The sequence below is a fragment of the Pararhodobacter sp. CCB-MM2 genome, assembly GCF_001691415.1.
Lineage (GTDB): Bacteria > Pseudomonadota > Alphaproteobacteria > Rhodobacterales > Rhodobacteraceae > Pararhodobacter.
Window position 1 is genome coordinate 50,765 of record NZ_LRRR01000027.1, and the last position, 10,866, is coordinate 61,630.

General features: G+C 65.3%; 12 protein-coding genes. 3 read left to right on the forward strand and 9 right to left on the reverse strand.

Going from position 1 to position 10,866, the window contains the following annotated elements:
* Window positions 1-155: 155 nt before the first annotated feature.
* Complete coding sequence (locus BCY78_RS19415; protein WP_068305154.1) at window positions 156-1,100, reverse strand: DMT family transporter; 945 nt, start codon at window positions 1,098-1,100, stop codon at window positions 156-158.
* A 195-nt stretch (window positions 1,101-1,295) separates the two neighbouring features.
* On the opposite strand from BCY78_RS19415, the gene BCY78_RS19420 reads away from it, so the two are divergent.
* Window positions 1,296-1,787: an Rrf2 family transcriptional regulator gene (locus BCY78_RS19420; protein ID WP_068305157.1), complete on the forward strand. Its 492-nt coding sequence runs from the start codon at window positions 1,296-1,298 to the stop codon at window positions 1,785-1,787.
* A gap of 25 nt (window positions 1,788-1,812) precedes the next feature.
* Here BCY78_RS19420 and BCY78_RS19425 read toward each other — a convergent pair whose 3' ends face one another.
* The 3 genes from BCY78_RS19425 to BCY78_RS19435 all read right to left on the reverse strand — a co-directional run bounded on the left by BCY78_RS19425 (window position 1,813) and on the right by BCY78_RS19435 (window position 5,077).
* Window positions 1,813-2,421 (reverse strand): TIGR02281 family clan AA aspartic protease, encoded by a 609-nt coding sequence (locus BCY78_RS19425; protein ID WP_083195166.1) that lies wholly within the window; start codon window positions 2,419-2,421, stop codon window positions 1,813-1,815.
* Between the two features lie 93 nt (window positions 2,422-2,514).
* Window positions 2,515-3,135, reverse strand: a complete 621-nt coding sequence (locus tag BCY78_RS19430) for a MarC family protein (RefSeq protein WP_068305159.1) — start codon at window positions 3,133-3,135, stop codon at window positions 2,515-2,517.
* 91 nt (window positions 3,136-3,226) lie between these two features.
* A complete protein-coding gene (locus tag BCY78_RS19435; protein ID WP_068305161.1) occupies window positions 3,227-5,077 on the reverse strand; it encodes an ABC-F family ATP-binding cassette domain-containing protein in 1,851 nt (616 codons plus the stop codon).
* 160 nt (window positions 5,078-5,237) lie between these two features.
* On the opposite strand from BCY78_RS19435, the gene ndk reads away from it, so the two are divergent.
* Window positions 5,238-5,660: a nucleoside-diphosphate kinase gene (gene ndk / locus BCY78_RS19440; protein WP_068305163.1), complete on the forward strand. Its 423-nt coding sequence runs from the start codon at window positions 5,238-5,240 to the stop codon at window positions 5,658-5,660.
* A 66-nt stretch (window positions 5,661-5,726) separates the two neighbouring features.
* Here the strand turns inward: ndk and BCY78_RS19445 are convergent, their stop codons facing one another.
* On the reverse strand, window positions 5,727-6,206 hold the full coding sequence (locus tag BCY78_RS19445) for a lytic transglycosylase domain-containing protein (protein WP_068305165.1): 480 nt from the start codon (window positions 6,204-6,206) through the stop codon (window positions 5,727-5,729).
* Window positions 6,207-6,215: 9 nt separating this feature from the next.
* Complete coding sequence (locus BCY78_RS19450; RefSeq protein WP_068305167.1) at window positions 6,216-6,566, reverse strand: TfoX/Sxy family protein; 351 nt, start codon at window positions 6,564-6,566, stop codon at window positions 6,216-6,218.
* Window positions 6,567-7,031: 465 nt separating this feature from the next.
* Here BCY78_RS19450 and ppk2 point away from each other — a divergent pair, with 465 nt between their 5' ends.
* The gene (gene ppk2 / locus BCY78_RS19455) at window positions 7,032-7,910 is read left to right on the forward strand and encodes a polyphosphate kinase 2 (protein WP_068305169.1); all 879 of its coding nucleotides are present in this window, start codon (window positions 7,032-7,034) and stop codon (window positions 7,908-7,910) included.
* Here ppk2 and BCY78_RS19460 read toward each other — a convergent pair.
* The 3 genes from BCY78_RS19460 to radA all read right to left on the reverse strand — a co-directional run bounded on the left by BCY78_RS19460 (window position 7,870) and on the right by radA (window position 10,417).
* A complete protein-coding gene (locus BCY78_RS19460; RefSeq protein ID WP_139103228.1) occupies window positions 7,870-8,337 on the reverse strand; it encodes a hypothetical protein in 468 nt (155 codons plus the stop codon). The two genes, ppk2 and BCY78_RS19460, sit on opposite strands and share 41 nt — an antisense overlap.
* Window positions 8,338-8,480: 143 nt before the next feature.
* Complete coding sequence (locus BCY78_RS19465; RefSeq protein WP_068305173.1) at window positions 8,481-9,038, reverse strand: CvpA family protein; 558 nt, start codon at window positions 9,036-9,038, stop codon at window positions 8,481-8,483.
* Between the two features lie 20 nt (window positions 9,039-9,058).
* Window positions 9,059-10,417, reverse strand: coding sequence for a DNA repair protein RadA (gene radA / locus BCY78_RS19470; protein ID WP_068305175.1), 1,359 nt, complete (start codon window positions 10,415-10,417; stop codon window positions 9,059-9,061).
* Window positions 10,418-10,866 lie beyond the last annotated feature (449 nt).

Genomic DNA, 10,866 nt, shown 5'->3' on the forward strand with positions numbered 1-10,866 from the left:
GCGCGGGGTGGGCTGCGAGTTTTCCTTTGGGGAAAAGACGGCGCCCCGCGCGAGCCTCAGCTCACCGGGTAATGCAGCAGGTAATGATGCACAGCGTCGTCATGGGCTTGCGGATAGCACCGCCCGCCCCGTGGCGCAAGCGCCACCGCAGTCCCTTAGCGCAGAGCCGGCGCGGGTTGCGAGATCTCGACCAGCCGCCGCCGGCCATTCACCACCTCGCGCCAGGTCATCAGCAGCCCTCCCGCCATGACCACAACCGCGCCGGTGATGCTGACCGCATCCGGCCACAGATCGAAGACGGCGATGTCGTAGAAAGCTGCCCAGACCAGCGTCAGGTAGAAGAACGGCGCGACGAAGCTGGCATCGGCCAGCCGGTTCGCGGTCAACAAAAGGATCTGCGCCGTGACCATCACCAGCCCCATGGCGATGAGGGCCGTCCACACCGCGCCGTTCTGGGGCCAGGTGAAGAAGAACGTGCCCACAACGGCGGCCAGCACCGCGCCCATGCCGTTGTTGATCAACATCGTCCGGCCCGGAGGCTCGGTCGTGGCCAGCCGCTTGATGACGATCGCCTCCAACCCCATGCACACAGCCGAGGCCAGCGCCAGCAGCGCCGCCGGCTGGATTACCCCGGCCCCCGGCCTCAACAGCACCAAGGCCCCCAACATAGCGATGACCGCCGCAGCCCAACGCCAGGGCCCGACCTTCTCGCCCAAAAGGATCATCGCGAAGAACATCGTCGCCACCGGGCTGGTAAAGCTGAGCGCATTGGCATCGGCCAACGGCAGCTGTGCCGAGGCCGCGAACATCAGCCCGCCGCCCGACCAACCCAACAACGTGCGCAGGGCGTGGAAGGCCCAATGCGGCGCGCGCGTGCCCGGCGCCTCAACCCAGGCCGCCCGGCCCGAGGCCTTGCGCAGCCCCAGCACCAGCGCGACGCCGGCGAAACCAAAGACGAACCGCGCCATCGACACCATCAGCGGATGGATCGTCTGCCCCAAAGCCCCCGTCCCCATCATCTTGGCCAACAGGGTCGTACCCGCCACGAGAAGCGTACAGCCCAACATGGACAGCACGGCGATAAGGAGCGTTGAACGCATGTCAGGAAGGTCCGTCACAGGAATGAACGGGACGGTAGGCGCTTAACAGGCGAAAGGAAAGGTCCCCTCGCGCGACAATTTTGCAGCATTCCTCGCCCGGAACGCGATTTGATCTCAATCAAGGTAAAGGGCTTCAGCAAAATGTAACCCTTCCACGCATGAATGAGATGGACCGAGTATCAACGGAGTGACCCGATGCGCCTGACGACCCGTACGAACCTTGCCCTGCGGACACTGATGGTCTGCGCCGTCAATGCAGACCGCATCGTGCGCAAGGCGGACGTGGCGCAGGCGATCAACGCTTCCGAGAACCATCTTGCGCAGGTGGTCAACCAGCTGGGGCAATCGGGCTTCATCACCACCCTGCGCGGGCGTCACGGCGGCTTCACCCTTGCCCGCCCGGCAGAAGAGATCTCGGTCGGCTCGGTGTTCCGCGAATTCGAGGCTGATCTGCCCTTCATCGAATGCTTCGGCGCCGACAACACCTGCCCGCTGAAAGGCGTCTGCCGCATGTCCGGCCATCTGACCCGCGCGGTCGAGGCGTTCTATACCTCGCTGGACCCTGTCACGCTGGGCGAACTGGTCGAGTGCAACGACGGGCTGGAAGCGATCCTCGCCTTGGACGAAGGCACGCGGATGGCCTCGGCCGCCCATTGCGCCAAGCGGAACGTGCCGGTTCTGGCGTAAACGGCCCCTCGGACCGGCGTCTCGGTCAGAACGTGATCCGCAACCGGTCGCGCATGATCTCGATGCGCGAGAACCGCTCCAGATAGCCCATCCCCAGCAGCGAGCCATGCAGCTCGCCCTCATTCACCAAGGCCCTGACATCGCTGGACAGGTGGTTCTCCAAGGCCACCCGGTCCAAACGGACGGGCGCGGTCCGCGTCACGCCGTTCGCCGTGCTGGCAATGCCAATGAAGCTCAGCGACTCGCGGTCAAACCCAAGTTTGGCCGCGTCCTGCCGGGTCAGCACCATCTCCGAGGCGCCGGTGTCGACGATGAAGCGGATCGGCGTCGGCACACCGTTGGGCCCGGTGATCTCCAGATCCAAATGGTATTGCCCGTCGATACTGCGGCGCAGGATCAACCCGTCGCCGCCTTCGGTCTGCACCACGGCCGCCTGAAACTGCAGCCCGTCCCACAGCGCCCAGGCCGAGGCGGCCCCGACGAAGATCACCGCCCAGAGCAGCAGGTGCCGCAAGGTCGTGAAGATGCGCCCCCGCGTGGCCACGACCGCATAGCTGCCAATCGAAACGATCAGCAACGTCAGATAGACAAGCCGGGCGATCTGGTCATCGGTCAACTGGTCGAGGGCGGGCATGCGTCTCTCTGGCCGGGGGTGTCCTCTTAGAGATAGGCCACCCGTCCCGCTGCCGGAAGGGTGCCGCGCGTCACAGCCCCGTCAGATGCGCCATCAGTTCAAGGTGATGATGCCCGCGCCCTGCGCGCCGTTCAGCACGAACTGCACCGCCAGCGCCGACAGCAGCATGCCCAGAAGCCGGGTGATGACCATCTCACCGGTCCGGCCCAGAAGACGCTCAATCGGGGTGGCCATCAGGAAGAAGATGAAGGCCGAGACGATCACTGCCAACATCACCAGATGCACGGCCAATGTGCCGGCCCAGCCGTCGGTCTGGTTGACCAGCAGGATCATCGAGGTCATCGCCCCCGGCCCCGCCAGCAACGGCATCGCCAAGGGAAAGACCGAGGGGTCCGGGCGCTGTGCGGCATGCCCTTCGCGCCGGGGCTGGCGGCGGTCGAACAGCATGTCGAGAGCGGTCAGGAACAGCAGGATCCCGCCCGAGATCTGGAAGGCCGGCATCGAGATGCCGATGGTCGTGAGGATCTTCTCGCCCGCCAGCCCGAAGACCGTCAGCAGCGCCGCCGCGATGATGCAGGCGCGCAGGCCGACCGTGCGGCGCTGGCGCGAATCCATCCCGGCTGTGAGAGGGATGAACAACGGTGCCAGCCCGATCGGATCGATGATCACGAACAGGGTGACAAAAGCCGTGGCGAGGAAGGCAAGATCGAGCATGGCCCCAGAATTGCCGAGCCCGAGGGAAAGTCAATCTCCCTCGGGCCCCGGAACGCGCACAAAATGTCAGGCAATCAATTGCCTTACATTCCTATTTCTCAGCCTGTTCAAGTGCTTCCGACGCTTTCATCCAAAGCGCTTCGGCCCGGTCCAGACCTTCCATCACTTCGGCATACTTCCGGTTCCAAACCGCCAGATCGCCCTTGCGGTCATCCTCGTAAAGCGCGGGATCGGCCAGCTTGGCGGCCAGCTTTTCGCGCATCTCTTCCAGCTTCTCGACCCGCTGCTCGCATTTGCGAACATCAGAACGCAGCGCAAGCACTTGTTCGCGCGAAGCTTTTGCCTTGGCGGGCTTTTCGGCCTTGGGCTTCTTCTCGCTCTCATCCCCGCCCAGCAGCAGCGCGCGGTAGGCGTCGAGGTCTTCCTCATAGGGCGCGACGCCGCCGTCCTTCACCAGCCACAACCGGTCCGCAACCAGCGACAGCAGATGCATGTCGTGGCTGACCAGCACCACGGCACCGGAATAGGCAGTCAACGCCTCGACCAGCGCCTCGCGGCTCTCGATATCGAGGTGGTTGGTCGGTTCGTCGAGGATCAACAGATGCGGCGCGTCGATGGTGGCCAACAGCAGCGACAGGCGCGCCTTCTGGCCACCGGACAGCCGTCCCACCACCGTTTCGGCCTGATCGGCCATCAGGCCGAAGCCTGCCAGACGTGCGCGCAGACGCGGCTCGCCCTCGGTCGGGCGCAGACGGCGGACGTGCTGCACCGGCGTCTCATCGAGGAACAGCTCGTCAACCTGATGCTGCGCGAAATAGCCGACGCGCAGCTTGGACGAGACCGTCATCGAGCCGGCCATCTTCTCAAGTTTACCCGCTAACAGCTTGGAAAGCGTGGATTTCCCCTCGCCGTTACGGCCCAGCAGCGCGATCCGGTCGTCCTGATCGATGCGCAGGGACAGCTTCTTCAGGATCACCGTCTCGCCGTAGCCGACGGACACGCCTTCCATGGCGATGATCGGCGGCGACAGCTCCTCGGGCGTCGGGAAGGTGAAGACGTGCTTCGCTGCCTCATGCGGCGCGGTGATCGGCGTCATCTTCTCCAGCTGCTTCACCCGGCTCTGAGCCTGCCGCGCCTTCGAGGCCTTGGCCTTGAAGCGGTCGACGAAGGCCTGCAGATGCGCGCGCCGCACGTCCTGCTTCTTGGCCTCGGCCACCAGCACCGCACGCTGTTCGGCCCGGGTCTTGGCGAAAGTATCGTAGCCGCCGGAATAAAGCGTGAGCTTCTTGTCCTCGAGATGCAGGATCGCGTTCACGGCGCGGTTCAAGAGCCCGCGGTCGTGCGAGATCACGATCACCGTATGCGGATATTTGGCGAGATAGGCCTCCAGCCACAGCGCGCCTTCGAGGTCGAGATAGTTCGTCGGCTCGTCGAGCAGCAGCAGGTCCGGCTGCGAGAACAGCACCCCCGCCAGCGCCACGCGCATCCGCCAGCCGCCCGAGAAATCCGAGCACGGCATCAGCTGCTCCTCGGCGGTGAAGCCGAGGCCCTTGAGGATCGCCGAGGCGCGCCCCTCGGCCGACCAGGCGTCGATATCGGCAAGCCGCGCCTGCACCTCGGCGATGCGGGTCGGGTCAGTGGCCGTCTCGGCCTCGGCCATCAGGCTGGCGCGCTCGGTATCGGCGGCCAGAACCGTGTCCAGAAGCGAGGTGGACGACGAAGGCACTTCCTGCGCCACGCCGCCGATGCGGGCGCGGTTCGGCAGGCTGATCGAGCCCCCCTCGGACACGAGCTCGCCGCGGATGAGACGGAACAAAGTGGTCTTGCCCGAGCCGTTGCGGCCCACGAGGCCCACCTTGTGGCCGGTCGGAATACGGGCCGAGGCCCCCACGAGGAGGGGCTTGCCGTCGACGGAATAGCTGAGGTCATTGATGGTCAACATGCGCCGCCGCTTATCAGATGCCACGGCCCTGCACCAGCGGGCGCCTGCGTGCTTCGCGGCCTTTTCAAGCGATGCGGCGCATGATACGGGACAGCCCTGTTTCGACCCATTCAACGACGGTCGGGCCCCTGTGCCCCGCCGCCCATCCAGAGAGACCATCATGGCCACCGAACGCACGCTGTCGATCATCAAGCCCGACGCCACCAACCGCAACCTGACCGGCAAGATCAACGCCAAGTTCGAAGATGCCGGCCTGCGCATCGTCGCTCAGAAGCGCATCCACCTGACCCCGGCTCAGGCGGGCAAATTCTACGAAGTGCACAAAGAGCGCCCCTTCTACGGCGAGCTGTGCGAGTTCATGGCCTCGGCCCCGGTCGTCGTGCAGGTTCTGGAAGGCGAGAACGCCGTTCTGAAGAACCGTGAAGTCATGGGCGCCACCAACCCGGCCAACGCCGACGAGGGCACCATCCGCAAGGAATTCGCGCTGTCGATGGGCGAGAACTCGGTGCACGGTTCGGACGCTCCGGAAACCGCCGCTCAGGAAATCGCCTTCTTCTTCTCGGGCCTCGAGCTGGTCGGCTGACCCTCTCCCGATCGGAATGCGAAAGGGCGGAGCTTCGGCTCCGCCCTTTTTCGTTGTCTGCCTCTGTCAGCGGCAGCGGCGATTGACTTCTCGCTGCGCCAGGCCGGTTTCCACCAGCAGGCAGCGGTCGCGGGCGTCGTAATAATACCCGCGCGCGTAATGCATCACCGCCGCGTCCATATTCCCGTCCGAGACGATCCACGCCCCGCGCAGGTAGCGGCCCGCGTAACGCAGGTTGACCCGCGGATCGAGCAGGTCGTTCGGCTGCCCCCGGAAGCCCATGGTCCGCGCGGTTTGCGGCAGGATCTGCATCAGCCCGTAATAGGGGCCGTTGCGGGCATTGGCGCGGTAGTCGCTCTCGCGCTGGATCACGCGGTGCAACAGGGCCTCGGGGATGTCGAGCTCTTCGGCGGCATCGTGAATCATCAGCCGCATCTCGACCGTCTCACCGGGATAGAGGCGCGAGACCTGCGCCGGCTCCTCGCGTCCGCCACCACAGGCCGACAGGAACACCGTCGCCGCCAGAGCCACCAATCCCAACCGCATCGTCACGCCTCACCGTTTCCGCCGGGGTCGTCCGGCATCGATCACGCCGATCTCATTAAGGATCGCCTCGATTCCGGCAATCCCCCCTTCCGCCACATGCGCGGCTTTCAGCTTATCGAAACTTTCCCGCAAGGCCTCCTTCTCGGCCCCCTTGCAATCGTTCCACGGCCGCCCCTGCAACGCCATGTGGAGGACGTAATAGCCGATGAAATGCGGCCGCTCGCCGGAGCGAAGAAGCGCCGCATAGGCCTCATCCGCGCCGAGCGCCTGCAGCTCCTCAGCGGAATGAATGCCCGCGCGCGCGAAGCTCTCCTCGCTGGCGGGGCCGAGATTTCGGATGGAGGAAATGGGCGTGGACATGTCCGGATCATTGCCTCGGCACAGGAGGCAAGGCAAGCGGGCCGAATGTATGATGTATCGGCCAAAGCCGGGACGATGCGTGCCCGTCTGCGGTTTGACCGATGGCTACTCCGTTTCCATCATCGCTCTAGCGGCGGTCTTACCTTTGCGACGCGGAATTTTCGCCGATACTGTCTGAGCATGAGTGCGCCAGCGCCCGAAGGGCATGACACCCGCGCCGGCGTTATTGCCTGACATTATTTATTAACAAATCGTTACGCTCAATTTACCTGACCCCATCGCAAGAGTTGAGCGAACCAACGCGAACACTGAAGGTCAGCCCAGCCCGACAAATCCGACCTGACGCCTGATTTCTGGTGACCGCCATAAAGCCAGATCTTTGAAAGTCTGACATCAAAAACCGCCAATTCTGCTTGCCGGGCTATGTCCCCCGCCCTAGCGTCGCGGAAAACACGGGAGACCATCATGGACCTGCCCTTTGACGGCGCAATCTCGGCCTATTTCAAGGACGACGCCCCCGCGGCCATTCGCAAGGCCATTGAGGGCGGCGACAAGAAAGACATCCTGGCCGAGGACTACCCCTACGACCGTTGGATGAAAAAGTCCGAATACGAAGACCGGATGAAGGAGCTGCAGGTCGAGCTGGTGAAGTTCCAGCGCTGGGTCGAGGCATCGGGCCAGCGGGTCGTCGTCGTCTTCGAGGGGCGCGACACCGCCGGCAAATCCGGCGCGATCAAGCGGGTGTCCGAGAACATGAACCCGCGCGGCGCGCATGTCGTGGCGCTGCCCAAGCCCACCGAGCGCGAGCGCACGCAATGGTACTTCCAGCGATACATCGCCCATATGCCCGCCGCCGGCGAAATCGCCCTGATGGACCGCAGCTGGTACAACCGCGCCGTGGTCGAGAAGGTCTTCGGCTTCTGCACCGACGCCGAACGCGCGCATTTCTTTGACCAGCTACCGGGGTTCGAGCGCGCCCTGACCGATGACGGCATCCAGCTGATCAAGCTGTGGTTCAACGTCGGCCGGGCGGAGCAGCTGCGCCGGATGCTGGCGCGTGAGGCCCATATCCTCAAGCAGTGGAAACTGTCGTCGATCGACGTGAAGGGACTGGCCAAATGGGACGAATACACCCTGGCGATCGGTGAGACCTTTGCGCGCTCGGATTTCGACTTCGCGCGTTGGACCGTCATTCGCGGCGATGACAAGTACCGCGCCCGGATCAGCGCCGTGCAGCGGCTGCTGGGGGCCTTTGACTACGACCGCAAGGACGACAAAGTGGTCGGCAAGCCGGATGAGACGATCATGGGTGGCGTGGACCTGTGGCCGGGACATGGCAAGTGACAGGGAACGGCGGGGTCTGGTCCGAAGCCCAGATCACCGCCCCCTCCCCGGCCAGCCGCTGCCCGCTGCGGTGATCCCCGTGCAGCATCGCCACGCGCCCGCCTGACACCGGGCCCAACACCCGTATCACCCCATGCGCCGAGGCCGCCGCTGACGGCGCGGGCTTCCACAGCACCCCACGGGAAGCGCCGGCGATCAGCAGGCCGACCAGACGCGCCAAAGGCAAGGCGGCGGCACTGAGCAGGACCAAGGGGCCGGTTCCGGGCAGATCCCATCGCTCGGGCGGCGTGAGGGGGTCGGGCTGTCCCTCCAGGCTGCGCAGCGCGCCAAGCCATGCGCGGCTGTCGAGATAGCGCGCGGCCATTTGCGCCGGATCAGGGAGCGGACCCCGCGCGTCGCGGGCGCGGAACAGATCCCCCTCGGCCATGCAGATCACCTGCCCCAGGGGTTGGCCGGAAAAGCAAGAGACCGGCACAGGCCGGTCTCCAAGCGGGGCCATCCAGCGCCCGCCAATCCAATGAACGAAGAGCCGTTCACCCAGCTCTGCCCGCAGGTCTGCCGCGTCAGGGCTCACCCGGCGGTGCAGGTCGAGGTCAGCTCCTCGTAACGCTCGACGATCCAGTTCGGGGCGTCTGCCGGCAGGGCCTCGGTGATCGCGGCCTGCACCTGCTGGAACAGGGCTTTCGACTGCGAGTTGTCGACCATCGGCACGGTGCCCGCGGGCACGGCGCGCTCGAACACGATCAGCGCCACGGCGATCAGAAGAATGCCGCGCAACACCCCGAAGAAGAAGCCGAAACCCTGATCGATGCCCCCCAGCGCCGAGTTGCGGATCAGGCTGGAGAACAGCGGCGTAAAGAAGGCGACGATCACCAGCATAACCGCGAAGACGGCGGCAAAGGCGGCGATGATCGTCAGCTCGCAGCTGTCGCCGAGGATACGGTCGAGATAGGGGATCTCGGCCACCAGCGGCTGCACGGTCGGGGCCAGCACGAAGGCGACGACGGCTGCCACGACCCAGCCGGCGATGGCGAGGATCTCGCGCACGAGGCCACGGGAATAGGCCAGAATCGCCGAGACGACGATGATCAGCGCGACGCCCGCGTCGACCAGGGTAAAGGAATCCATCCAATCACTCCTTCGCGCAGTCAGCCCGCGCCGAAAACATCGCCCACAAATCCGGTCAGATCCTGCATCTCGCGCAGGGTGACGCCGATACCGGGACCGGTCTTACCACCCTTGGGTAGCATGGCCGAGGTGAAACCAAGTTTTGCCGCCTCTTTCAACCTGTTTTCGCTCTGGCTCACGGGACGGAGAGCGCCCGAGAGCGAGATCTCCCCGAAAACCACCGTGTCCGCAGGCAGCGCGATATCCTCGCGCGCGGACAGAAGTGCGGCCGCAACGGCAAGGTCAGCGGCGGGTTCACTGACGCGCATCCCCCCGGCAACGTTGAGAAAAACGTCAAGACCGGCGAAGGGGATACCGCAGCGGGCCTCCAGCACGGCGAGGATCGTCGACAGCCGGCCACCGTCGAGGCCGACGGTTGTGCGGCGCGGGTTCGACAGCGGCGAGGGCGCGACGAGGGCCTGAATCTCGGTCAGCATCGGCCGCGTGCCCTCGATCCCCGCAAAGACCACGGAGCCGGGTGCAGGTTGGCCGCGTTCGGACAGGAACAGGGCCGAGGGGTTCGAGACCTCGGCGAGCCCTGCCCCGGTCATCTCGAAGACGCCGATCTCGTCTGCCGGGCCGAAGCGGTTCTTCACCGCGCGCAGGATGCGGAACTGGTGGCCACGCTCGCCCTCGAAATACAGCACGCAATCGACCATGTGTTCAACGACCCGCGGGCCGGCGATCTGCCCTTCCTTGGTGACATGTCCCACGAGGATCACGCTGATGCCGCGGCGCTTGGCCAGCGTCACCAGCTCATGCGCGGCCGCCCGCAGCTGTGCGACCGAGCCGGGGGCCGAGGCGACGGTATCGAGCCACATGGTCTGGATCGAATCGATGATCACCAGATCCGGCCGGTCGGCATCGAGCGTGGTGAGGATGTCGCGCAGGCTGGTCTCGGCGCCCAGCTGCACCGAGGCGTCGCCAAGGCCGAGACGGAGGGCCCGCATCCGAACCTGTGCGGCGGCCTCTTCGCCAGAAATATAGAGTGTCCGCAGGCCCTTGCGGGCGAAGGCTGCGACCGCCTGAAGAAGGAGGGTGGATTTCCCGATGCCGGGATCGCCGCCGACGAGAATGGCCGAGGCCTCGACCAGCCCGCCACCGAGAACGCGGTCGAGTTCGTCCATGCCTGAGAGGGTGCGCGGCGGCGGGGCTTCCTGTGCCTGCAGAGAGGAGAGCTGGATCATCCGCCCCTTGGGCAGGGCGCCCTTCGGGCCGGCCCCGAGCGGCGCCTCCTCGACGATGGAATTCCACGCCCCGCAGGCGTCGCAGCGGCCGCTCCACTTCGAGTGGACGGCACCGCATTCGGTACAGGTGAATTGGGGAGATGCCTTGGCCATCCCGCCTTATCCCCCGCCGCGGATGGCGTGGCAAGCGGGGCCGGAGACCAGTGAGGGGTTTCACCCTCGTCCGGCATGGCTCCGCCACGCAGGCCTTGGGCGACGGAGGGCGCCTCGCTTCGCTCGGCGCCCAAAGGAAGGGGGCTGTCTGCCCCCTCGGCCTGCGGCCTCACCCCCGAGGATATTTTCGGAACGAAGATTATGGGAAGCGGTGCTTTTTGGTGCTGCGGGTGGTTCCTGCCGAGGCTGAGGCAACCAAAGGTCAGAGGCGCGCGACCCTTCACTGTGCGACAATACTCAGTGCGGCCTTATCACCCGATCGCAAGGGCCGTCATGGCGGGCGCGGCCGAGGCGCGCGGGGGGGGGGGTGTGTCTTATTTACATCTCCCTCCCCACCACACCAAGCAAGAGATCGTTTGTCCTCTTCTTCTTTGTTAAACAAAAAAAGA

What these genes read in the sequence shown, in the direction of transcription:
- BCY78_RS19420 (WP_068305157.1), top strand. Translation starts at nt 1,296, where the DNA reads ATGCGCCTGACGACCCGTACGAACCTTGCCCTGCGGACACTGATGGTC.
- BCY78_RS19430 (WP_068305159.1), bottom strand. Translation starts at nt 3,135, where the DNA reads ATGCTCGATCTTGCCTTCCTCGCCACGGCTTTTGTCACCCTGTTCGTG.
- ppk2 (WP_068305169.1), top strand. Translation starts at nt 7,032, where the DNA reads ATGGACCTGCCCTTTGACGGCGCAATCTCGGCCTATTTCAAGGACGAC.
- BCY78_RS19425 (WP_083195166.1), bottom strand. Translation starts at nt 2,421, where the DNA reads ATGCCCGCCCTCGACCAGTTGACCGATGACCAGATCGCCCGGCTTGTC.
- ndk (WP_068305163.1), top strand. Translation starts at nt 5,238, where the DNA reads ATGGCCACCGAACGCACGCTGTCGATCATCAAGCCCGACGCCACCAAC.
- radA (WP_068305175.1), bottom strand. Translation starts at nt 10,417, where the DNA reads ATGGCCAAGGCATCTCCCCAATTCACCTGTACCGAATGCGGTGCCGTC.
- BCY78_RS19450 (WP_068305167.1), bottom strand. Translation starts at nt 6,566, where the DNA reads ATGTCCACGCCCATTTCCTCCATCCGAAATCTCGGCCCCGCCAGCGAG.
- BCY78_RS19435 (WP_068305161.1), bottom strand. Translation starts at nt 5,077, where the DNA reads ATGTTGACCATCAATGACCTCAGCTATTCCGTCGACGGCAAGCCCCTC.
- BCY78_RS19415 (WP_068305154.1), bottom strand. Translation starts at nt 1,100, where the DNA reads ATGCGTTCAACGCTCCTTATCGCCGTGCTGTCCATGTTGGGCTGTACG.
- BCY78_RS19445 (WP_068305165.1), bottom strand. Translation starts at nt 6,206, where the DNA reads ATGCGGTTGGGATTGGTGGCTCTGGCGGCGACGGTGTTCCTGTCGGCC.
- BCY78_RS19465 (WP_068305173.1), bottom strand. Translation starts at nt 9,038, where the DNA reads ATGGATTCCTTTACCCTGGTCGACGCGGGCGTCGCGCTGATCATCGTC.
- BCY78_RS19460 (WP_139103228.1), bottom strand. Translation starts at nt 8,337, where the DNA reads ATGGCCGAGGGGGATCTGTTCCGCGCCCGCGACGCGCGGGGTCCGCTC.